This is a genomic window from Mycolicibacillus trivialis, from assembly GCF_002102395.1.
Lineage (GTDB): Bacteria > Actinomycetota > Actinomycetes > Mycobacteriales > Mycobacteriaceae > Mycobacterium > Mycobacterium triviale.
This window is the reverse complement of record NZ_LQPZ01000008.1, coordinates 96949-119113: the sequence shown is the minus strand read 5'-3', so window position 1 is coordinate 119113 and position 22165 is coordinate 96949. Positions and strand designations below refer to the sequence as shown.

Below are 22165 nucleotides of genomic sequence, written 5' to 3'. Positions count from 1 at the left end.
TGTTGGGTCCCGAACCGCCGCCGTACCCGCCGGCCGCGCCGCCGCACCCGCAGCGACGGCGGATCCTGGCCGTCCTCGTCACGGCGACGCTGCTGCTCGCCGCCGCGCTCGCGGTGATCGCCTACCAGCGGCGCACCTCGGACAACGCCGTGAGCGGTGCGCACCCGGCCGCGGCGCCGCACCTCATCACCGTCGGTGCCGCCCCGACCGCGGTGGCCGTCGACGCCGCTAACAAAGTCGCGTACGTCGCCAACAGCGACGACGACACGGTCTCGGTCATCGACACCACCACCGGCACCGTCACCGCCACCATCGCCGTCGGCGACCGGCCCTTCGCCGTGGACGTCAATCCCGCCGCCGGGACCGTCTACGTCGCCAACAGCGACGACGGCACCGTGTCGGTCATCGACACCGCCACCAACACCGTCCGGACCACCATCGACGTCGGCGCAACCCCGAGCACGGTCGTCGTCGACCGGCCGGACACCGTCTACGTCGCCAACCTCGACGACGGCACCGTCTCGGTTATCAGCGCCGGCACCGACACCGTCACCGCCACCTGGCGGACCGACCGCGGGCCGCTGGGCGCGGTGACCGTCGACGTCGCCGCCGCCACCGCCTACGCCACCAACTTCGTCGAGCAATCCGTGTCGGTCCTCGACACCGCGACCGGCGCGACCACCGCCACCGTTCCGGTGGGCATGAACCCGGGGCCGCTGGACTTCGACCCGCGTACCGGCGCCGTCTACGTCGCCAACTTCGGCGACGGCACCGTCTCGGTCATCGACACCGCCAGCACGGCCGTCACCGCGACCGTCACCGTCGGCGGCATGCCCCGCGCGGTGGCCGCCGATCCGGAGAGCGACACCGTCTACGTCGCCAACGGCGAGGACGGCACCGTCTCGGTCATCGACACCACCACCTACACCGTGACCGCCACCCTTCCCGCCGGCGGACGGCCGTGGAGCGTGGCCGTCGATCCGGCCACCGACACCCTCTACGTCGCCAACAACGCCGACGGGACGGTGTCGGTGCTGCCCCGGTGACTCATCCGTTTGCGGGTGGGTCCGCGGGCACCAGGCTCGCCAGCAGATCGGACCCGATCGTCTGCACCTCGTCGTAGCGCCAGCGCAGCGCCCGCCCGATCGTGGGCACCCCGACGTCGTCGACGGCCACGATCGGCCCGCCGAGCAGCGCCGGCGCCAGGTAGGCCAGGATGCGGTCGACCAGGCCGGCGCGCAGGAACGCCCCGGCCAGCGTGGGCCCGCCCTCCAGCAGCACATCGGTGCGGTCGGCCAGCGCCTGCAGCACCTCGGCCGGATCGCGGGTGCGGATCAGCATGGTGCGGGAGTCGTCGTTGAGCACCCGGGCGTCGCTGGACACCTCCCGCCGGCCGACCACCACCCGCAGCGGCTGATGCTCGGCCAGGGTGCCGTCCGGGCGCCGGGCGGTCAGGGCCGGGTCGTCGGCGAAGACGGTGCCGGTGCCGGCCACGATGGCGTCGGCCGCGGCGCGGCGCCGGTGCACGTCGGCGCGGGCCTCCTCGCCGGTGATCCATCGGCTGGTGCCGTCGGCGGCGGCGCTGCGCCCGTCGATGCTGGCGGCGAACTTCCAGGTCACGTGCGGGCGCCCGGTGCGCTGCCGGTGCAGCCATTCGCGCAGTGGTCCGGCCGCGACCGCCTCGGCCAGCACCCCGCCGGTGACGTCGACGCCGGCGGCCGCGAGGTGCTTCGCACCGTCCGCGGCGATCGGGTTGGGGTCGGACACCGCGTAGACCACGGCGGCTATCCCCGCCTCCATCAAGGCGTCCGCGCACGGCGGGGTGCGGCCGTGGTGGTTGCAGGGCTCGAGGGTGACCACCACGGTGCCGCCCGCGGCACGGGGACCGGCCTGCCGCAGGGCCACCACCTCGGCGTGGGCGCCGCCGACCGGTTCGGTCCGGCCCGTACCGGCCAACCGGCCGTCGCGGTCCAGGACCACCGCCCCGACCGGCGGGTTCGGGTAGGTGGCGCCCTTGGCCCGCTGCGATTCCTCGACGGCCAGTCGCATCGCCGCCTCGACGGTCAGCGGCACGGCGGCGCTCATCGATGCCGGTGCGGGGAGACCGCCGCGGCCTGCCGCCGCAGCGCCTCGACGGTGGCCGCCGGGTCGGCGGTGCCGTAGACCGCGGAGCCGGCGACGAAGCAGTCCACGCCCGCCTCGGCGGCGGCCTCGATGGTGTCGGCGTTGATGCCGCCGTCGATCTCGATGAGGATGGTCAGCTCACCGGAGTCGACGAGTTTGCGCATGGTGCGCACCTTGTCGAGCACCTCGGGGATGAAGGCCTGCCCGCCGAAGCCGGGCTCGACCGACATCACCAGCAGGGTGTCGAAGTCGCGCAGGATCTCCAAGTAGGGCTCCAGCGCGGTGCCGGGTTTGATGCCCAAACCGGCCTTCGCCCCGGCCGCCCGGATGTCGCGGGCCACCGCGACGGGGTCGTCGGTGGCCTCGGCGTGGAAGGTGACGTTGTGGGCGCCGGCCTCGGCGTACGGCGGCGCCCAGCGGCCCGGGTCCTCGATCATCAGGTGGCAGTCCATCGGGATGTCGGTGACCGCCAGCAGGCTCTCCACCACCGGCAGCCCGATGGTCAGGTTCGGCACGAAGTGGTTGTCCATCACGTCGACGTGCAGCCAGTCCGAGCCGGCCACGGCGGCGACCTCGTCGGCCAGCCGGGCGAAGTCGGCGGAGAGGATCGAGGGGGCGATCAGCGGTCGGCCCGCGGTGTCGGACATGGCGTTCAGACTACTTGCAGCGCTGCGGCGAACATGGCGTCGGTGCCGTGCCGGTGCGGCCACAGCTGCACGTACGGCCCGGGCCCGAGCCGGTCTGCGGGGGCGAACAGCGCCCGGGCGTCCAGGGCGCGCACCGGGTGGCGCCGCAGCGCGTCGGCGACCACCCCGGCGGTCTCGGCCAGGTGTGGTGAGCAGGTCGCGTAGAGCACCACCCCGCCCGGCCGGGTCAGCCCGATCGCGGCGGCCAGCAGTTCGCGTTGCAGCCCGGTGAGGGCGGGGATGTCGGCGGGGCTGCGTCGCCACCGCGCCTCCGGGCGGCGCCGCAGCGCGCCCAGGCCGGTGCAGGGCGCGTCGACGAGCACCCGGTCGAAGCCGGGCTCCAGACCGGAGTCGCGGCCGTCGACGGTGTGCACCCGCACCGGCAGCCCGGCGGTGTTCTCCTCGACCATCGCGGCGCGGCGCGGCACCGGTTCCACCGCGGTGACGTGGGCGCCGTCGGCGGCGCCCAACGCGGCCAGCAGGGCGGTCTTGCCGCCGGGGCCGGCGCACAGGTCCAGCCAGCGTCCGGTGTCGCCGGTGACCGGCGCACCGGCCAGCGCCCGGGCCACCAGTTGGCTGCCCTCGTCCTGCACCAGGGCGCGGTCCTCGCGCACCGCGGCCAGCCGGCCGGGGTCCCCGGCGGGCAGGTAGACCGCGTGCGGCGAGTACCGGCCGACCTCGCCGTCGACCTCGGCGGCGAGCTGTTCGGCGGTGAGCACGCCGGGGCGGGCGGCCAGGTGCACCCGCGGACGCTCATCGTCGGCGGCCAGCGCGGCGTCGAGTTCGCCTGCGTCGGCCCCGAGCGCGTCGGCGAACGCCTGGGCGATCCAGCGCGGGTGGGCCCGGACGAAGGCGGCGTGACCGATCGGGTCGCGGGCCGGATCCGGCGCCAGTTCGGCCACCCAGGACGCCTCGTCGCGGCCATCGATGCGACGGAGTACGGCGTTGACGAATCCGGCCCTCGCCGAGTCGAATTCGATGCCGGCCTGTTCGACGGTGGTGGAGACCGCTGCGTGGTTCTCCACCCGGGTGCGCAGCAGCTGGTAGGCGCCGAGGCGCAGCAGATCCAGCAGCACCGGGTCGATGGCTTCGGGTGCGCGGCCGGCGGCCGCACCGATGATCGCGTCCAGCAGGCCGCGGGTGCGGCAGGTGCCGTAGGTCAGCTCGGTGGCGAACGCGGCGTCACGGCCGGTGATGTCGCGTTGGCGCAGCAGTGCGGGCAGCGCCAGGTTCGCGTAGGCGTCCTGTTCGCTGACCGCGCGCAGCACGTCGAACGCGGCGCGCCGCGCGGGATCCAGCGGGGTGCGGCGGGGCCGGGGTCGGCGGGGCCGGGTCATGAGGCGCGCACCCGCGGGTCCGGGCGGGCGCCGCGCGCCCAGTCGGCGGCGTTCATGAATTTCTTTCCGGGCGGCTGGATCTCGTCGAGTAGCACCGGGTCGGTGCCGGTGCCGATCCACACGTCGCGCCGGCCCACGTGCAGCTGGCCGGGCTCCAGCGGCGCAGGCGGGTCGGTGTCGGGCCGGACCGGGCCCAGTTTGATCCGCTGTTCGCCGAGCATGGTCCAGGCGCCCGGGCTGGGAGTGACCGCGCGGATGTGGCGTTCGACCGACGCGGCGGGGTCGCTCCAGCGCACCCGGGCGGAGTCGACGGTGATCTTCGGGGCGTAGCTCACCCCGTCGGCCGGTTGCGGCACCGCGGTCAGGGTGCCGTCGGCGACCCCGTCGAGGGTGGCTTCCAGCAGCTGCGCTCCGGAGTCGGCGAGCCGCGCCAGCAGGTCGGCGGCGGTGTCGGCGGGCCGGATCGTCTCGGTGACCACCCCGTAGACCGGCCCGGAGTCCAGCGCCGGTTCGATGCGGAAGGTGGTGGCCCCGGTGATCGGGTCCCCGGCGGCCAGCGCGGCCTGTACCGGGGCGGCGCCGCGCCAGGCCGGCAGCAGGGAGAAGTGCAGGTTGATCCAGCCGCGGGCGGGGACCGCCAGCAGCGGCTCGCCCAGCAGTGCGCCGTAGGCGACCACCGGGCAGCAGTCCGGTTGCAGCGCGGCCAGTTCGGCGACGAACTCGGCGCTGTTGGGCCGCTCGGGGCGCAGCACCGGGATGCCGTGCTCGGCGGCCAGCCGGGCCACCGGTGAGGGGGCGGGACGGCCGCGCCGGCCGGCGGCCGCGTCGGGCCGGGTGAGCACCGCGATCACCTCGTGGCGCGGGGAGTCCAGCAGCCGGCGCAGCGCGGGCAGCGCGGGTTCGGGGGTGCCGGCGAAGACGAGACGCACCGCGTCAGTCTAGGGGGCGGCGGACCGGCTACCCGATGTGCAGCGGATCGATCTGCACCCGGGTGGGTTCGCCGCCCTGGTGGGCAGAGGCCACCGCAACCCCGCGGCGCAGCGCCGCGGCGACGGTCAGGCCCTGCTCGCGGGGCACCCGGACCAGCATCCGGATGACGGTCGCATCGGCGGGGGTGCCGGCCGGGCGCCGCGCCCCCGGCGGCAGGTCCACCGGTCCCAGCAGCTCGGCCTCGGTGGGCAGGTCGGTGCCGGCGAGCAACGCCGCGACCGCCTCGGCGCTGCCGTCCACGGCGGCCATGTGGGCGCTCGGCGGCAGGCCCACCTCGGCGCGGGCGGCCAGCTCGGCCTCGGCGTGCCCGACCGGGTCCCACCGGATCAGGGCCTGCACGGTGGGGATCGAGGATTCGGCGACCACCACCACGGCCCCGCCGCGGGCGTGCGGGCGCACCAGCGCCGCCGCCCCCAGCCAGCGGCGCAGCGCGTCCTCGGCAGCGCGCAGGTCCTGTCGGCCCAGCAGCGCCCAGGTGTCCAGCAGCAGGGCCGCGCCGTAGCCGTCCGGGGCCCGCGGTTCGGCGCCGGGGGTGGCGATGACCAGGGCGGGCCCGGCAGGGACGGTCGTGACGACGGTGTCGCCGGCGGAGGTGATCACGGTGGTCTCCGGGAAGGCGCGGCCCAATTCCTCGGCGGTGCGCCGGGCCCCGATGACGACGGCGCGCACCGCGTCGGAGCCGCAGCGGGCGCAGCGCAGCGCGGTGTCCGCGCGGCCGCACCAGCGGCAGACGGCGCCGGCGCCGCGGTCGGGCAGGGCCAGCGGGCCGGTGCAGTGCCTGCAGCGGGCGACGGTGCGGCAGCGGGCGCAGGCCAGGGCGGGCAGGTAGCCGCGCCGGGGCACCTGGACCAGCACGGGCGCGCCGGCCTGCAGGGCCGCGCGGGCGGCGTGCAGCGCCCGCAGCGGCAGCCGGGCGGTGCGGGCCGCCGGATCGCGGTCATCGGCGTGGCCACCGTCGTCGGAGGCCACCACCCGGGGGGTGTGTTCGCGCAGCACCGCGCGGGCGGCGACCAGGTCGTGCGCCCAGCCGCCGCTCACCAGGGCCTGGGCTTCGGCGGTGCGGGCGTACCCGCCGAGCACGGCGGCGCAGCGCACCTGGTGGGCGCGCAGCATCGCCACCTCCCGGGCGTGCGGGTAGGGGGCGCGCGGCTCGGCCAGGGAGTCGTCGCCGTCGTCCCAGACCAGCACCAGGCCCAGGTCGCGCACCGGGGCGAACACCGCACTGCGGGTGCCGATCACCAGCCGGGCACCGCCGCGCAGCACCGCCAGCCAGCGCCGGTAGCGGGCGGCGGGGCCCAGTCCCGCCGACAGCGCCACCATCGCCGAGTCGTCGAAGTGGGCGCCTGCGGCCGCCCACAGCGCGTCGATGTCGCGCTGATCGGGCACCACGGCGAGCACCGAGCGCCCGGCGCGCACGGTCTGGGCGGCGGCCTCGGCGAATCGGGCCGGCCAGTCCTCGCCGGGCAGCGCCTGCCAGACCGCGCGGGCGGCGCGGGCCTCCCCCAGCGCGCCGAGGAATCCCGAGCCACCCTCGTAGCGGGCCCAGCCGGCCGGGTCGACCGGGGCGATCAGCGGCAGCGCCAACTCGGCAGCCGGGTCCTTCTCCACGCGGGCGTGCCGCGGCGGCACGGCCAGCCGCAGCACGTCGGGGCGGGTGCCCGCGTAGCGGGCGGCGACCGCCTCGACCAGCCGGCGGACCTCGGCGGTGAGCACCGGTTCGGGTGAGACGACCCGTTCGAGGCGGGCGAGGCGGCCGGTGTGGTCGGTGTCGGTGCGACGCTCGAGCACGAACCCGTCGACCAGCCGGCCGTGGAAGCGGACCCGCACCCGTACCCCGGGTTGGGCGTCATCGGACTGCTCCGCGCCGACCAGGTAGTCGAACTCCCGGTCCAGATGCGGCACCGAGAGCATCGGCAGCACCCGGGCGATCGGCTCGTGCTCGGCGGCCCGGTGAACCTTGGCGCTCACCCCGTCGGTCTACCAGGCGGTGCCGACAGCGCCGGGCGGCCGAACAGCAGGCCGGCGGTGATCGCCAACTGCGCCGCCGCGTAGCACCACCAGACCGGCAGCGCGAGCGCCTCCGAACCCAGCAGGAACCGGTCGATGCCGATCATCGAGTCGGACACGGTGAACAGCACCGCGCCCGCGGCGGTCCAGAGCGTGGGCAACCCGGCCAGCACCGCAGCGATCGCCATCGCCGCCAGCACCGCCACATAGACGGTCACCGGGACGGTCAGCCCGTCGGCGCCCAGGTGCGGCCAGAACGCGATGAGCAGCGCCGTCGAGGCGGCCGCCAGCAGCGCCGCCGCGGCGAGCCGGGGCCGGCTCGGGGCGGCCAGCGGCACCAGCACCACCAGGTAGCACAGGTGACCGAGCAGGAACGCGCCGAGACCGCCGACGAACGACGGTGGCCACCACGGGATGGCGAGCAGCCCGTCGCCGGCGGCGCAGAACAGCAGCGCGGCGAGCAGCCAGCGCCGCTCCCGGGCCCGGGGGTGGGTGGCCGCGGCGGCGGCGAGCAGCAGCGCCATCGCTGCCTTGACCCAGGGCTGTCCGGGGAACTGCCCGGTCAACTCGGCGCCCGCGGGTAGCCGCAGCGCGGTTGCGACGAGGAACGCCCCGTAGCCGGCCGCGGCGAGCGCGGCACTCCCCCACAGCCGGATCCGCAGGCCTCCGTATGGTGTTGCCATGTCCGCACCGCGAGCCGATGTCGACGCCATCTTGCAGAAGGTACTGGACGCGGTGCCGTTCCGGTTGACCGCCGACGGTGGGGTGGCCGCCGCGCGGCAGCGGTTCCGTGACCTGCGCCGCCGCCCGGTGCATCCCGACCTGCGGGTGCAGGATCGGGTCATCGACGGTCCGGCCGGGCCGCTGCCGGTGCGCATCTACCGGCCGCCCGAGCAGCCCGGCGGGACGCCGCCGGTGGTGATGTTCTTCCACGGCGGCGGGTTCGCGATCGGGGATCTGGACACCCACGACGGGACCGCCCGCGAGCACGCGGTGGGTGCCGGCGCGGTGGTGGTGTCGGTGGACTACCGGCTGGCGCCCGAGCATCCGCACCCGGCGGCGGTGGAGGACGTCTGGGCGGCCACCGAATGGGCGGCCGCGCACGCCGGCGAGCTGGGCGCCGACCCGGGCCGGCTGGCGGTGGCCGGGGACTCGGCGGGCGGGACGCTGGCGGCGGTGGTGGCGCAGCGGGCCCGTGACGCCGGTGGCCCGCCGATCGCCTTCCAACTGTTGTGGTACCCCGGTACCACCTATGACACGTCGTTGCCGTCGTTCACCGAGAACGCCGACGCCCCGGTGATGGACCGGGCGGCGCTGGCGGCATTCACCCGCTGGTATGCCGGGCCCGACGTCGACCTGCGCAACCCGCCGGCCACGATGGCCCCGGCGCGCGCACCGAACCTGGCCGGTCTGCCGCCGGCCTACATCGCGGTGGCCGGGCACGACCCGCTGCGCGACGACGGGCTGCACTACGCGGAGCTGTTGGCGGCTGCCGGGGTGCCGGTGCAGACCGACAACGCCGCCACCCTGGTGCACGGCTATCTGGGCTACGCCGGGGTGGTCCCTGCGGCCACCGAGGCCACCGAGCGCGGGCTGGCGGCACTGCGGGCGGCGCTGCACTGACCCGTCACCGCGGCGGCGGGCTGTCCCGGCCCTCGTCCTCGTCGGGCGGGTCGGCGGCACTGCGGTGCGCCCACTCCGGCAGCGGGGTCGGCGGCCGCGGCCCGAACATCGCCTTCAGGTAGGCCTCCGCGCCGGGATAGGGCGGCAGTTCCGGCAGGCCGCGGGCGCGCACCCGGCGCACCGCCACCACCGTGAGGTAGCCGAGCGCGAGCAGCAGGTAGACCGTGACCGCGACCTTGACGACGGTGAGCACCACACCGGGCAATCTACCGGCGCCGCCGGCGGGCTCGGCGCAGCGATGCGCGCGGACTCAGATGGCGCGTTTGAGCTCGTCGACCTTGTTCAGCTGCTCCCAGGGCAGGTCGATGTCGGTGCGCCCGAAGTGCCCGTAGGCGGCGGTCTGGGCGTAGATCGGCCGCAGCAGGTCCAGTTCCCGGATGATGGCGCCGGGCCGCAGGTCGAAGACGTCGCCGATGGCCTTCTCGATCTTCACCGGGTCTACGGTCTCGGTGCCGAACGTCTCCACGAACAGCCCGACCGGGGCGGCCTTGCCGATGGCGTAGGCCACCTGCACCTCGATCCGTTCGGCCAGGCCGGCGGCGACGACGTTCTTGGCCACCCAGCGCATCGCGTAGGCCGCCGAGCGGTCCACCTTGGACGGGTCCTTGCCGGAGAACGCCCCGCCACCGTGGCGGGCCCATCCGCCGTAGGTGTCGACGATGATCTTGCGGCCGGTCAGCCCGGCGTCGCCCATCGGGCCGCCGAGGACGAACTTCCCGGTCGGGTTGATCAGCAGCCGGTAATCGGAGGTGTCCATGGTGGAGTGCTGCAACTCCCCGAGCACAGTGTTGACCACCTGCTCACGGATGTCCGGCGCGAGGGTGGCGTCGAGGTCCACCCCCTCGGCGTGCTGGGTGGAGAGCACCACGGTGTCCAGCCGCACCGGGGTGCTGCCGTCGTACTGGACGGTGACCTGCGTCTTGCCGTCGGGGCGCAGGTAGTCCAGCACGCCGGTCTTGCGGACCTCGGTGAGCCGGCGGGATAGTCGGTGGGCCAGCGCGATCGGCAGCGGCATCATCTCGGGGGTGTCGGTGATCGCGTAGCCGAACATCAGACCCTGGTCACCGGCGCCCTGGGCGTCGAGCGGGTCGGTGGCGGCCTCCACCCGGGCCTCGTGTGCGGTGTTGACGCCCTGGGCGATGTCCGGGGACTGCCGGCCGATCGCGATGTTGACCCCGCAGGTGGTCCCGTCGAAGCCGGTCTCGGAGGAGTCGTAGCCGATGTCGAGGATGCGTTGGCGGACGATGTCGGTGATGTCGGCGAAGGCCTCTTTGGCGGTGGTGGTGACCTCCCCGGCGACGTGCACCTGACCGGTGGTGACCAGGGTCTCGACCGCGACGCGGGAGGCGGGGTCCTGGCTGATCAGCGCGTCGAGCACCGAGTCGCTGATCGCGTCACAGACCTTGTCCGGATGCCCCTCGGTCACCGATTCGCTGGTGAACAGCCGCCCCATCTCACTCACAATGGCATCCTTCCCGGACCTCGAAAAAACTTAGCTCGCCAAATGGTATCGCCGCGGCGGCCGGCCGGTCCGGTCGGTGCCGGGGTGTTCTAGTCGGCCGGTCCGCGCAGGAACGCGGCGACGGCGTCCACGATACGGCTCGCCATCACCGTTTTGGACGCGGGTTCCAGCGCCGCCTCGGCGCCGTCGGCGGACAACAGCCAGCCGTCGTTGTGGTCGACCTCGAAGGCCCGCCCCTCCCCGACCGCGTTGACCACCAACAGGTCACAGCCCTTGCGCCGCAGTTTGGCCCGGGCGTGGAAGAGGACGTCGCCCTGGTCGTCGCCGGTCTCGGCGGCGAACCCGACGATGGCGCGCATGTCGGGCAGTTGACCGTCGGCGCGGGCGCGCACCGCCCCGGCCAGCACGTCGTCGTTGCGCACCAGGGTGATGGTGGGCGCCTGGGATTCGATCTCGGTGTTCTTCTTGATCTTGGCGGCCGACACCTGCGCCGGGCGGAAGTCGGCGACGGCGGCGGCCATCACCAGCACGTCGGTGTCGGGGGCGTGTTTGGAGACCGCGTCCTGCAGTTGCTGGGCGGAGCTGACCCGCACCACCTGGACGCCGGCCGGGTCGATCAACCCGGCGGTGTGCCCGGCGATCAGGGTGACCTGCGCACCGCGCTGCGCGGCCACCCGGGCCACCGCGTAGCCCTGCTTGCCCGAGCTGCGGTTGCCGATGAACCGGACCGGGTCGATGGCCTCCCGGGTGCCGCCCGCGGTCACCAGCATCCGCACCCCGGCCAGGTCGTAGGGCAGCGCGTCGTGGCGGTCGAGCAGCAGCTGGGCGAAGGTGGTGATCTCCTCGGCCTCGGGCAGCCGCCCGGCGCCGCTGTCGGCGCCGGTGAGCCGGCCGGAGGCGGGTTCCAGGACCACCGCGCCGCGCCGGCGCAGGGTCGCGACGTTGTCCTGGGTGGCCGGGTGCAGCCACATCTCGGTGTGCATGGCCGGGGCGAACAGCACCGGACATCGCGCGGTGAGCAGGGTGGCGGTCAGCAGGTCGTCGGCCCGGCCTCCGACGGCCCGGGCCAGCAGGTCGGCGGTGGCCGGCGCCACCACCACCAGGTCGGCGCCCTGCCCGATCGCCACATGGGGGACCTGGGGGACGTCGTCGAACACGCCGGTGTGCACCGGCTGGCCGGAGAGCGCCTCGAAGGTGGCCGCGCCGACGAACCGCAACGCCGCCGCCGTCGGTGCGACACGGACGTGGTGGCCCGCCTCGACGAGTTGACGGACGACCGTGCAGGCCTTGTAGGCGGCGATTCCCCCGGAGACGCCGACGACGATCCGCTTGCCGTCCATCGCCCGAATCCCGGCTATTCGCCTTCGGTGTGCTCGAGCAGGTCGGAGTGGATCTCGCGCAGCGCGATCGACAGCGGCTTCTCGTGCAGGCCGGGCTCGACCAGCGGGCCGACGTACTCCAGGATCCCGTCGCCGAGCTGGTTGTAGTAGTCGTTGATCTGCCGGGCTCGTTTGGCCGCGTAGATCACCAGCGCGTACTTGCTCGACGCGCGCTCGAGCAGCTCGTCGATGGGCGGGTTGGTGATGCCCAGCGGGTTGTCGTAGGACTCGTAGCTCGCGTGGGCGTCGGCCTGCGGGGTCTCGGCTTGCGAGGTGCTCACGTGGATTGTCTCCCGGGGTTGTTGGGGTCGGGGTGCTCGGTGGGCTCGGTGGGCCCGGCCCCCGGAGGGTGTCGGCCGGACGTCAGTTCGGGTCCGGTGCCGTTCCCACCAGCAACGATACCAATTTCTTGCCCGCGTTCTCCAATCGGTCGTTGATCACGACCGTGTCGAACTCGTCCTGGGCGGCCAGTTCGGCGCGGGCGGTGGCCAGCCGCCGGGCGATCACCTGCGCGGTCTCGGTGCCGCGGCCGGTCAACCGCGACTCCAGTGTGGCCCAGTCCGGCGGCGCCAGGAAGACGCTGACCGCGTCGGGCAGCGCCTGTTTGACCGCGCGGGCACCGGCCAGGTCGACCTCGATGAGCACCGGGTGCCCGGCCCGGGCGGCGGCCCGGACCGGCGCGGCCGGCGTGCCGGACCGGTGCAGACCGCCGTGGATCTCGGCCCACTCCAGCAGCGCCCCCTCGTCGATGAGGCGCTGGAAGGCCTCCGGGGTGACGAAGTGGTAGTCCACCCCGTCGACCTCGCCGGGCCGCGGGGCCCGGGTGGTGGCGGAGACGCTGAAGTGCAGGTCGGGGATCAGCCGGCGCAGCAGCGCCACGACGGTGGTCTTCCCGACGGCAGACGGGCCGGACAGCACCACCACCCGGCCGGCGCCGGATGACCCCGGCCGCCGGTGGTGTGCGCCGTCCGGCCCCTCGTCGGCGTTGGCTGCCAGCGGTCTAGGAGAAGTCGAACTTCTCCAGCAGCGCCTTGCGCTGCCGGTCACCCAGGCCGCGCAGGCGGCGGGTGGGAGCGATCTCCAGCTCGGTCATGATCTCCTGCGCCTTGACCTTGCCCACCTTCGGCAGTGCCTCGAGCAGCGCGGAGACCTTCATCTTGCCCAGGACCTCGTTGGTCTCGGCGTCCTTGAGCACCTGCTTGAGGTTGGTGCCGCCGCGCTTGAGCCGGTCCTTCAGCTCCGCTCGCGCCCGGCGCGCCTCGGCAGCCTTCTGCAACGCTGCCGCACGCTGCTCGTCGGTCAACTGGGGAAGGGCCACGATTCCTCCGTCTCATGATCACGCGTAGCCGCTCTCGGCTACCGATCGATTTGTGCTGGTTCAGGGGTACATCCGCCAGCGACGACGACCGTACCCACGCCTACCGACGAAATCTAACCCCACCCCCACGCCGCCCGGTGCGCCGGTCCGTCCGCGGCGGTGCCGCCCGAGCCTGCGACCGGGTGCCCGCCGGTCCCGCACTGGCGGCCGTCGCGTCCGGCGACCGCCGCCGCCGGGCAGCAACGTCGTTGCGCGCCAGTCTGTTTGACGTCCGGTCCGGAAAAGGCCGGGTTTGCCCCGCCTGGCCGGCGCCGGCACGGGACGCGGAAAAGGTGAAAAAAATCTCGCTTCCACGCCGCTTGGCGTGTCGCGCGTGTCGGGTTCGGCGGGTCGCGGACCCGGCCGCCGCCGAACCCGATCGCCGCAGGTCACCGGCGTCGTCACCGCCGTGGCAGCTGATACGGACGGGGCGGTTGAGGTCGGCCCGACGGTCAGTCGAGGTGCCGGGCGGCCGCGTCACGCAGCCGCTCCCCCGCCGCGCGCACCGCCGCGACGTCCGGGCCGGCGCCGAGCACCTCCCGTGACACCGCGGGCAGCAGCCGGCCCGGCGGCGCACCGCCCAGCCCGCGCAGGGCGTCGATGCGGCCGCCCTGGGCCCCCACCCCGGGCACCAGCACCGGGCCGCCCAGGGCGCTGACATCGGGCGGTTCGGCGACGGTGGCCCCGACGACCACCCCGACGTCGCCGGCGCCTGCGGCCTGGTTGGCGGCGGCCGCGGCATCCACGATGCGCTGCGCCACCGTCGCCCCGTCCGCGACGGCCCGCTGTATCTGTGCCCCCTGCGGGTTGGAGGTGGCGGCCAGCACGAAGACCCCGCGGTCGTGGGCCGCGGCGACGTCCAGCAACGGCTGCAGCGACCCGAACCCCAGGTACGGGCTGGCGGTCACGGCGTCGGCGGCCAGCGGCGAATCCCCGGCCCAGGCGGCGGCGTAGGCGGCCATGGTGGAGCCGATGTCGCCGCGTTTGGCGTCGGCGAGCACCAGCACCCCGGCGGCCCGCAGCCCGGCGATGGTGTCCTCGAGCACCGCGTAGCCGGCGGCGCCGTACGCCTCGAAGAACGCCACCTGCGGTTTGACCACCGCGAACCCGGCGTAGGCGGCCACGCAGATCTCACTGAACCGGGCCAGCCCGTCGGGGTCGGCGGGCAGGCCCCAGGCGGCCAGCAGTTCCGGGTGCGGGTCGATGCCCAGGCACAGCGGGCCGCGGGCCCGTGTCGCCGCGGCCAGCCGCGCCCCGAACCCGGCCACCGCTACCCCGACCCCAGCCGCCGGTGCAGTTCCTGCAGGGACTGCACCCCGATGTCGCCGCGGATCCCCGCCTCGATGCCCTGTACGGCGGCCGAGGCGCCCTGCACGGTGGTGACGCACGGGATGTTCATCGCCACCGCCGCCGAGCGGATCTCGTAGCCGTCCCGGCGCGGCCCGGAGTTACCGTAGGGCGTGTTGAGCACCAGGTCGACCTCACCGGCCAGGATCGCGTCCACCGCCGACATCGACGGCCGGCCCGGCTGCGGGTCCTCGAAGTGCTTGCGCACCTCGTCGCAGGGGATCCCGTTGCGGCGCAGCATCTCCGCGGTGCCCTCGGTGGCCAGCACCCGGAACCCCAGGTCGGCCAGCCGTTTGACCGGGAAGACCAGCGAGCGCTTGTCCCGGTTGGCCACCGACACGAAGATGGTCCCGGTGGCCGGCAGCGACCCGTAGGCGGCGGTCTGGCTCTTGGCGAACGCGCTGCCGAAGTCGCGGTCGATGCCCATCACCTCGCCGGTGGACTTCATCTCCGGGCCCAGCAGGGAGTCCACCCCGGAGCCGTCGGCGGCGCGGAACCGGTAGAACGGCAGCACCGCCTCCTTGACCGCGATCGGCGCGTACGGGGCGACGGTGGCGCCGTCGCCGGTGGCGGCGAGCAGGCCCTCGCTGCGCAGCGTGGCGATCGAGGCTCCCAGCATCACCCGGGCGCACGCCTTGGCCAGCGGGACCGCGGTGGCCTTGGACACGAACGGCACGGTGCGGCTGGCGCGCGGGTTGGCCTCCAGCACGTAGAGCACGTCGTCTTTCAGTGCGTACTGGACGTTGAGCAGCCCGACCACCCCGATGCCGTGGGCGATGGCCTCGGTGGCGCGGCGGACCTTGTCCACGTCGGTGCGGCCCAGGGTGACCGGCGGCAGCGCGCAGGCGGAATCCCCGGAGTGCACCCCGGCTTCCTCGATGTGCTCCATCACCCCGCCGAGGTAGACCTCGGTGCCGTCACAGAGCGCGTCGACGTCGATCTCGATGGCGTCCTCGAGGAACCGGTCGACCAGCACCGGGTGCTCCGGGGACAGCAGTGCGGCACGGGTGATGTAGCCGCGCAACGTCTCCTCGTCGTAGACGATCTCCATGCCCCGCCCGCCGAGCACGTAGGACGGGCGCACCAGCACCGGGTAACCGATCTCGGCGGCGATGCGGCGGGCCTGCTCGAAGGTGGTGGCGGTGCCGAACCGCGGGGCGGGCAGCCCGGCGGTGGCCAGCACCTCGCCGAACGCGCCGCGGTCCTCGGCCAGGTCGATGGCCGCGGGCGGGGTGCCGACGATGGGCACTCCGGCGGCCTCGAGCCGCTCGGCCAGGCCCAGCGGGGTCTGCCCGCCCAGCTGCACGATGACCCCGACCACCCCGGGGCCGCCGGCACCGGACTGCTGCTCGGCGTAGTACACCTCGAGGACGTCCTCGAAGGTCAGCGGCTCGAAGTAGAGCCGGTCGGCGGTGTCGTAGTCGGTGGAGACCGTCTCCGGGTTGCAGTTGATCATCACGGTCTCGAAGCCGGCCGCACTCAGCGTGGTGGCGGCGTGCACACAGCTGTAGTCGAACTCGATGCCCTGCCCGATGCGGTTGGGGCCGGAGCCCAGGATCAGCACCTTGGGTTTCTCGGTCTGCGGGGCGACCTCGGTCTCGGCCGCCGGGTCGAGCTCGAAAGTGCTGTAGTGGTAGGGCGTTTTCGCCTCGAACTCCGCCGCGCAGGTGTCGACGGTCTTGAACACCGGGTGCACGCCGAGGCGCTGGCGCAGGGTGCGCACCCCGCCCTCGCCGGCCAGTTCGGGGCGCAGCGCGGCGATCTGGTGGTCGGAGAGCCCGTTGTACTTGGCCCGCCGCAGCAACGGCTCGTCGAGCACCGGTGTCTCCAGCAGCTCCGCGCGCAGCGCCACCAGCTCGGCGATCTGGGCGACGAACCAGGGGTCGACGCCCGAGGCGCTCGCCACCTGCTCGATCGTGCCGCCCAGCCGCAGCGCCAGCTCCACGTCGTAGAGCCGGCCTTCGGTCGGGACCTTCAGCCGGTCCAACACCCCGGTGAGGTCGCCGTCGGGGTCGGGGCCGGTCCAGAACCCGGCCCGGCTGGTCTCCAGCGAGCGCATCACCTTGCCGAGCGCCTCGATGAAATTGCGGCCCAACGACATCGCCTCACCGACGGATTTCATCGTGGTGGTCAGCGTCGGGTCGGCGCCGGGGAACTTCTCGAATGCGAACCGCGGCGCCTTGACCACCACATAGTCCAGGGTGGGTTCGAAGCAGGCCGGGGTCTCCTTGGTGATGTCGTTGACGATCTCGTCGAGGGTGTAGCCGATCGCCAGTTTCGCGGCGATCTTGGCGATCGGGAACCCGGTGGCCTTGGACGCCAGCGCACTGGAACGCGACACCCGCGGGTTCATCTCGATGACGATCATCCGGCCGTCGGCCGGGTCGATCGCGAACTGGATGTTGCAGCCGCCGGTGGCCACCCCGACCTCACGCAGGATCGCGATGCCCAGGTTGCGCATCGCCTGGTACTCCCGGTCGGTCAGCGTCATCGCGGGGGCGACGGTCACCGAGTCGCCGGTGTGCACGCCCATCGGGTCGACGTTCTCGATCGAACAGACGACGACCACGTTGTCGTTGGCGTCGCGCATCAGCTCGAGTTCGTATTCCTTCCAGCCGTAGATGGACTCCTCGATGAGCACGTTGGCGCTCGGCGAGGCGGCCAGGCCGGCGCCGGCCATCCGGGCCAGTTCCTCACGGGTGTGGGCGAGCCCGGAGCCCAGCCCGCCCATGGTGAACGACGGCCGCACCACCACCGGCAGCCCGAGGTCGGCGATGGCCTCGTCGACCTCGGCCATGGTGTAGCAGACCGCCGAGCGGGCCGACTCCCCGCCGACGGTGGCCACGATGTCCTTGAACTTCTGCCGGTCCTCGCCGCGCTGGATCGCCTCGAAGTCCGCGCCGATAAGTTCGACGCCGTAGCGGGCCAACACGCCGTTGTCGTGCAGCGCCACCGCGGTGTTCAGCGCGGTCTGGCCGCCCAGGGTGGCCAGCAGCGCGTCGATCTTGTTGCCGCGCTCGGCCTGCTGGGCGATGACCCGCTCGACGAACTCCGGGGTGATCGGCTCGACGTAGGTGTGGTCGGCGTACTCCGGGTCGGTCATGATCGTGGCCGGGTTGGAGTTGACCAGGCTGACCTGCAGGCCCTCGGCGCGCAGCACCCGGCAGGCCTGGGTGCCCGAGTAGTCGAACTCGCAGGCCTGACCGATGACGATCGGGCCGGAGCCGATCACCAGCACATGGTTGATATCGGTGCGACGCGCCATCAGCGGCCCTCCATCAGCTCGCAGAACTGGTCGAACAGGAACTCGGCGTCGTGCGGGCCCGCACCCGCCTCGGGGTGGTACTGCACCGAGAAGGCCCGGCCGTCGGCCAGCCGAACCCCTTCCACCACACCGTCGTTGGCGCAGGTGTGGCTGACCTGCGCGGGACCGAAGTCGGTGTCGAACCGCTGGCCGGCCTCCCCCTGCAGGGCGAACCCGTGGTTGTGGGCGGTCACCGCGACCCGGCCGGTGGCGTGGTCGATGACCGGGATGTTGATGCCGTGGTGGCCGAAGGTCATCTTGTAGGTGGACAGGCCCAGGGCCCGGCCCAGGATCTGGTTGCCGAAACAGATCCCGAACAGCGGGATCCCGGCGCCCAGCACCTCCCGGGTGACGGCCACGACCCGGTCGGCGACCGCCGGGTCGCCGGGCCCGTTGGACAGGAACACCCCGTCGGGGCGCAGCGCGGCGATCTCGTCGAACGTGGTCGACACCGGCAGCACGTGGCTGCGGATACCGCGGCGCAGGAAGTTGGCCTGGGTGCTGGTCTTCACCCCGAGGTCGAGCTGGGCGACGGTGAACCGGGGCGACCCGTCGGGCTCGATGGTGTAGGGCTGAGCGGTGCTGACCTCGCCGACCAGGTCGGCGCCGAGCATGGCGGGCTGGCTGCGCACCCGCTCGAGCAGTTCGTCGGTGCCGGCCAGCGCGGCCCCGGAGAACACCCCGGCCTTCATCGAGCCGCGGCTGCGCAGGTGGCGCACCACGGCCCGGGTGTCGATGCCGGCGATGCCGACGATCCGCTGGGCGGTCAGTTCGTCGGCCAGGGTGGCGGTGGCCCGCCAGTTCGACACCCGCGGTGAGGGGTCGCGCACCGCGTAACCGGCTACCCAGATGCGGTGGTCGCGGCTCTCGTTGTCCTCCGGGTTCCAGCCGGTGTTGCCGATCTGCGGCGCGGTGGCCACCACGATCTGGCGGTGGTAGCTGGGGTCGGTGAGGGTCTCCTGGTAGCCGGACATGCCGGTGTTGAACACCGCCTCCCCCAGCGCCTGCCCGGTCGCGCCGAACTGCACGCCGGTGAAGATCCGGCCGTCCTCGAGCACCAGGTGCGCGGTCGGCGAACTCATCGGGCCTCCTCGATCCAGTGGACGTATTCGCGGCGGTCGTCGGCGCGGATACCGGTGTCGATCTCGGTCCCCGACGGCAGCCGCCACCGGATGGCCAGGATCCCGCCGTCGTGGTTCGCGGTGGGCACGGCTTTGCCGACCATGCCGCGTTCGGTGCGGACCGCCAGGACCGTGTCGGCGGGGATCCAGATCGGGCGGCCGCCGCTGCGCTGCACCATGATCCCCTCCGGATAGCGGGTCAGCACCGCTTTGCTGCGGTAGCCCAGGTCGCCGACGGCGACCCGGTCATGCCAGCGCGGGCTGAGGGTGCAGCCGACGTAGAGTCCGCGCAGCGGGCCGGCCAGGACCGGCCCCACCGTGTCGGGGACCGGGGGCAGTTCCCCGATCAGGTCGGCCTGGCGTTGGGCGCGGCGCCGCCAGCCGCGGATCATCAGCTGGATGAGCCAGGTGACCAGCAGCAACAGCACGAACGCGAAGATCAGCGACCCGACCAGTGTGCCGGTGTTCATGCCGGGATCGCCCCGTCCCGGGCGGTGATCCGGCCGCGCAGCAGGGTCGCGGTGACGGTGGCGGGCAGGGTCAGCTCTTCGTAGGGGGTGTTGGCCGAGCGGCTGGCCATCGCCGCGCCGCGCACCGTCCAGCTGGCGTCCGGGTCGACGACGGTGAGGTTGGCCGGCTCGCCGACCGCCAGCGGCCGGCCCTGATCGGGCAGGCCGACGATGCGGGCGGGGTTCTCGCTCATCACCGCGGCGACGCCGCGCCAGTCGAGCAGGCCGGGGACGACCATGGTGGCGGCCACCACCGACAGCGCGGTCTGCAGGCCCAGCATGCCGGGGCGGGCGGCGGCGAACTCGCAGCATTTCTCGTGGTCGGCGTGCGGGGCGTGGTCGGTGGCCACGCAGTCGATCACCCCGTCGGCCAGGGCCTGCCGCAGCGCGGCCGCGTCGGCGGCCTCCCGCAGCGGCGGGTTGACCCGGTTGATGCCGTCGTAGCTGCGCAGCCGGCTGTCGTCGAGCAGCAGGTGGTGCGGGGTGACCTCGGCGGTGATCGCGATGCCCTGCGCCTTGGCCCAGCGCAGGATCTCCACGGTGCCCGCGGTGGAGGCGTGGCAGATGTGCACGCGGGCGCCGGCGTCGCGGGCCAGCAGCGCGTCGCGGGCGACGATCGCCTCCTCGGCGGCGCGGGGCCAGCCGGTCAGGCCCAGCCGGGCGGCGGTGGGGCCCTCGTGGGCGACGGCGCCGACGGTCAGCCGCGGCTCCTCGGCGTGCTGGGCGATGAGCACCCCCAGCCCGGAGGCGTACTCCAGGGCGCGGCGCATCACCAGCGGGTCGGCGACGCAGAGCCCGTCGTCGGAGAACATCCGCACCTGGGCGGCGCCGGCGGCCATCATGCCCATCTCGGTGAGCTCGGTGCCAGCCAGGCCGACGGTGACCGCGCCGACCGGGTGCACGTCGACCAGCCCGACCTGCTGGCCGCGCGCCCAGACGTGGTCGGTGACCACCGGGGAGTCGGCGACCGGGGTGGTGTTGGCCATCGCGAAGACCGCGGTGTAGCCGCCGAGGGCGGCGGCGGCCGAGCCGGTCTCGATGTCCTCGGCGTATTCGCGGCCGGGTTCGCGCAGGTGGGTGTGCAGGTCGACGAAGCCGGGCAGCAGCACCTGGCCGGCCGCCTCGATCACCTCGGCGCCTGCGGGGGCGGTCAGCTCGGCGCCGATCTCGGTGATCTGGCCGTCGGCCGCCGCGACGTCGACGGGTTCGCCCTCACCGTAGGGCCGCACACCGCGGATCAGCACGCTCATGCGCCCACCGCCGCGGACTCCGCGCTGCCGGCGCCGATCAGCAGGTGGAACAGCACCGCCATGCGCACCTGGACCCCGTTGGCGACCTGCTGCAGCACCGCCGAGCGCGACGAATCGGCCACCGAGGAGGTGATCTCCATGCCGCGCAGCATCGGTCCGGGGTGCAACACCACGGCGTGCTCGCCGAGCAGCGCCGCGCGCCGGTCGGACAGCCCGTAGCGCACCGAGTACTCCCGCGGGGACGGGAAGAACCCGCCGGTCATCCGTTCGGCCTGCACCCGCAGCATCACCACGGCGTCGGCGGCGGGCAGTTCGGCGTCCAGGTCGTAGCCCACGGTGACCGGCCAGTCGGCCACCCCGACCGGCAGCAGGGTGGGCGGGGCCACCAGCACCACCTCCGCGCCGAGGGTGGCCAGCAGCATGACGTTGGAGCGCGCCACCCGGGAATGCAGGATGTCGCCGACGATCACCACCCGCCGGCCCTCGATGCCGCCGAGCCGCTGCCGCAGGGTCAGCGCGTCCAGCAGCGCCTGGGTGGGGTGCTCGTGGGTGCCGTCGCCGGCGTTGATCACCGCCGGGCCTGCGCCGTCCTCGGCGGTCCACTCGGCGAGCAGTTGGGCGGCGCCGGAGGCCGGGTGGCGGATCACCAGGGCGTCGGCCCCGGCGGCGCGCAGCGTGCGGGCGGTGTCGCGCAGCGATTCGCCCTTGTTGACCGAGGAGCCGCTGGCCGAGACGTTGACCACATCGGCGCTCATCCACTTGCCTGCCACCTCGAAGGAGACCCGGGTTCGGGTGGAGTTCTCGTAGAACATGGTGATCACGGTGCGGCCGCGCAGGGTCGGCAGTTTCTTGACGTCGCGGCCCAGCAGGGCCTCGGCGAACCGGTCGGCGTCGTCGAGGATCGCGGTGGCCTCGTCGCGGGTGAGGTCCCCGGCGGCCAGCAGGTGCCGGCTCATGCGGCGTCCCGGGAGATCAGCACCGCGTCGCGGTCGTCGTGTTCACGCAGCAGGACCCGCACGCTCTCGCTGCGCGCGGTGGGGATGTTCTTGCCGACGTAGTCGGCGCGGATCGGCAGTTCGCGGTGCCCGCGGTCGACCAGCACCGCCAGCTGCACGGCGGCCGGGCGGCCCTGGTCGCGCAGCGCGTCGAGGGCGGCACGCACCGAGCGGCCGGCGTAGAGGACGTCGTCGACGAGGATGACCAGGGCGTCGTCGAGGCCGCCGGCCGGGATCGAGGTGGCCTCCAGCGGGCGGGGCGGCTTGATCATCAGGTCGTCGCGGTAGAGCGTGATGTCCAGTGAGCCGTGCGGCACCTGCACGCCGCAGAATTCGCTGATCTTGTCGGCGAGCCGGCCGGCCAGTATCGCGCCGCGGGTCGGGATGCCCAGCAGCACCACCCGCGGGCCCGAATCGGTCGGGTCGTCCAGGGCGGTCTTCTCGATGATCTGATGCGCGATGCGCGAAACCGTGCGGCCCACGTCGGCCGCGGTCATCAGTTCCCGGTCGGGCCCGACGGTGCCGTCGGGTGGGGCTCCGCCCATTTCGCCCATGCCGATTCCTGACCTCCTTCTCCGCCTCACGGGACGGATCGTTAAAGGATGTCGTACGAC

At 73.8% G+C, this 22165-nt stretch carries 21 protein-coding genes; 2 read left to right on the top strand and 19 right to left on the bottom strand.

Annotated elements, in window-relative coordinates:
- The first annotated feature begins 2 nt into the window (after positions 1-2).
- Positions 3-1046 (top strand): YVTN family beta-propeller repeat protein, encoded by a 1044-nt coding sequence (locus AWC30_RS18155; RefSeq protein WP_165756411.1) that lies wholly within the window; start codon positions 3-5, stop codon positions 1044-1046.
- A 1-nt stretch (position 1047) separates the two neighbouring features.
- Here AWC30_RS18155 and ribD read toward each other — a convergent pair whose 3' ends face one another.
- Genes ribD through AWC30_RS02045 form a run of 6 tightly spaced genes read right to left on the bottom strand, consistent with a single transcriptional unit; the run spans position 1048 to position 7827 of the window.
- A complete protein-coding gene (ribD, locus tag AWC30_RS02070) occupies positions 1048-2085 on the bottom strand; it encodes a bifunctional diaminohydroxyphosphoribosylaminopyrimidine deaminase/5-amino-6-(5-phosphoribosylamino)uracil reductase RibD (protein ID WP_207568381.1) in 1038 nt (345 codons plus the stop codon).
- Positions 2082-2771 carry a ribulose-phosphate 3-epimerase gene (rpe, locus tag AWC30_RS02065; RefSeq protein WP_085108160.1) on the bottom strand — a complete coding sequence of 230 codons (690 nt, stop codon included), beginning with the start codon at positions 2769-2771 and terminating at the stop codon, positions 2082-2084. Before rpe ends, ribD begins: the two co-directional genes overlap by 4 nt.
- 5 nt (positions 2772-2776) lie before the next feature.
- The gene (locus AWC30_RS02060; protein WP_085108157.1) at positions 2777-4147 is read right to left on the bottom strand and encodes an RsmB/NOP family class I SAM-dependent RNA methyltransferase; all 1371 of its coding nucleotides are present in this window, start codon (positions 4145-4147) and stop codon (positions 2777-2779) included.
- A complete protein-coding gene (gene fmt, locus AWC30_RS02055) occupies positions 4144-5076 on the bottom strand; it encodes a methionyl-tRNA formyltransferase (RefSeq protein ID WP_085108154.1) in 933 nt (310 codons plus the stop codon). Before fmt ends, AWC30_RS02060 begins: the two co-directional genes overlap by 4 nt.
- A gap of 28 nt (positions 5077-5104) precedes the next feature.
- Positions 5105-7048: a primosomal protein N' gene (locus AWC30_RS02050; RefSeq protein ID WP_085108624.1), complete on the bottom strand. Its 1944-nt coding sequence runs from the start codon at positions 7046-7048 to the stop codon at positions 5105-5107.
- 53 nt (positions 7049-7101) lie between these two features.
- The gene (locus tag AWC30_RS02045; RefSeq protein ID WP_109561885.1) at positions 7102-7827 is read right to left on the bottom strand and encodes a lysoplasmalogenase; all 726 of its coding nucleotides are present in this window, start codon (positions 7825-7827) and stop codon (positions 7102-7104) included.
- Between AWC30_RS02045 and AWC30_RS02040 the strand changes: the two genes are divergently transcribed.
- Positions 7826-8767: an esterase LipI gene (locus AWC30_RS02040; RefSeq protein WP_085108147.1), complete on the top strand. Its 942-nt coding sequence runs from the start codon at positions 7826-7828 to the stop codon at positions 8765-8767. The two genes, AWC30_RS02045 and AWC30_RS02040, sit on opposite strands and share 2 nt — an antisense overlap.
- A 4-nt stretch (positions 8768-8771) precedes the next feature.
- Here the strand turns inward: AWC30_RS02040 and AWC30_RS02035 are convergent, their stop codons facing one another.
- The 13 genes from AWC30_RS02035 to pyrR all read right to left on the bottom strand — a co-directional run bounded on the left by AWC30_RS02035 (position 8772) and on the right by pyrR (position 22096).
- Entirely contained in the window at positions 8772-9023 is a 252-nt protein-coding gene (locus AWC30_RS02035) for a hypothetical protein (protein WP_085108143.1), read from the bottom strand.
- Between the two features lie 54 nt (positions 9024-9077).
- The gene (metK, locus tag AWC30_RS02030) at positions 9078-10280 is read right to left on the bottom strand and encodes a methionine adenosyltransferase (protein WP_109561884.1); all 1203 of its coding nucleotides are present in this window, start codon (positions 10278-10280) and stop codon (positions 9078-9080) included.
- A 98-nt stretch (positions 10281-10378) separates the two neighbouring features.
- Complete coding sequence (coaBC, locus tag AWC30_RS02025) at positions 10379-11629, bottom strand: bifunctional phosphopantothenoylcysteine decarboxylase/phosphopantothenate--cysteine ligase CoaBC (protein WP_085108137.1); 1251 nt, start codon at positions 11627-11629, stop codon at positions 10379-10381.
- 14 nt (positions 11630-11643) lie between these two features.
- Complete coding sequence (gene rpoZ / locus AWC30_RS02020; protein WP_085108134.1) at positions 11644-11949, bottom strand: DNA-directed RNA polymerase subunit omega; 306 nt, start codon at positions 11947-11949, stop codon at positions 11644-11646.
- Positions 11950-12031: 82 nt separating this feature from the next.
- Positions 12032-12664 carry a guanylate kinase gene (gene gmk / locus AWC30_RS02015; RefSeq protein WP_085108622.1) on the bottom strand — a complete coding sequence of 211 codons (633 nt, stop codon included), beginning with the start codon at positions 12662-12664 and terminating at the stop codon, positions 12032-12034.
- Positions 12665-12668: 4 nt separating this feature from the next.
- Positions 12669-12986, bottom strand: a complete 318-nt coding sequence (gene mihF, locus AWC30_RS02010; protein ID WP_085108131.1) for an integration host factor, actinobacterial type — start codon at positions 12984-12986, stop codon at positions 12669-12671.
- A 491-nt stretch (positions 12987-13477) separates the two neighbouring features.
- The gene (gene pyrF / locus AWC30_RS02005; protein WP_085108128.1) at positions 13478-14293 is read right to left on the bottom strand and encodes an orotidine-5'-phosphate decarboxylase; all 816 of its coding nucleotides are present in this window, start codon (positions 14291-14293) and stop codon (positions 13478-13480) included.
- Positions 14294-14295: 2 nt separating this feature from the next.
- Positions 14296-17637, bottom strand: coding sequence for a carbamoyl-phosphate synthase large subunit (gene carB / locus AWC30_RS02000; protein ID WP_085108125.1), 3342 nt, complete (start codon positions 17635-17637; stop codon positions 14296-14298).
- A complete protein-coding gene (gene carA, locus AWC30_RS01995) occupies positions 17637-18758 on the bottom strand; it encodes a glutamine-hydrolyzing carbamoyl-phosphate synthase small subunit (RefSeq protein WP_085108122.1) in 1122 nt (373 codons plus the stop codon). Before carA ends, carB begins: the two co-directional genes overlap by 1 nt.
- Positions 18755-19267 (bottom strand): PH-like domain-containing protein, encoded by a 513-nt coding sequence (locus AWC30_RS01990; RefSeq protein WP_085108119.1) that lies wholly within the window; start codon positions 19265-19267, stop codon positions 18755-18757. Before AWC30_RS01990 ends, carA begins: the two co-directional genes overlap by 4 nt.
- The gene (locus AWC30_RS01985) at positions 19264-20556 is read right to left on the bottom strand and encodes a dihydroorotase (RefSeq protein ID WP_085108116.1); all 1293 of its coding nucleotides are present in this window, start codon (positions 20554-20556) and stop codon (positions 19264-19266) included. The genes AWC30_RS01990 and AWC30_RS01985 overlap by 4 nt, the downstream gene beginning before the upstream one ends.
- On the bottom strand, positions 20553-21512 hold the full coding sequence (locus AWC30_RS01980; protein WP_085108113.1) for an aspartate carbamoyltransferase catalytic subunit: 960 nt from the start codon (positions 21510-21512) through the stop codon (positions 20553-20555). Before AWC30_RS01980 ends, AWC30_RS01985 begins: the two co-directional genes overlap by 4 nt.
- On the bottom strand, positions 21509-22096 hold the full coding sequence (gene pyrR, locus AWC30_RS01975) for a bifunctional pyr operon transcriptional regulator/uracil phosphoribosyltransferase PyrR (RefSeq protein WP_085108110.1): 588 nt from the start codon (positions 22094-22096) through the stop codon (positions 21509-21511). Before pyrR ends, AWC30_RS01980 begins: the two co-directional genes overlap by 4 nt.
- Positions 22097-22165: the final 69 nt, after the last annotated feature.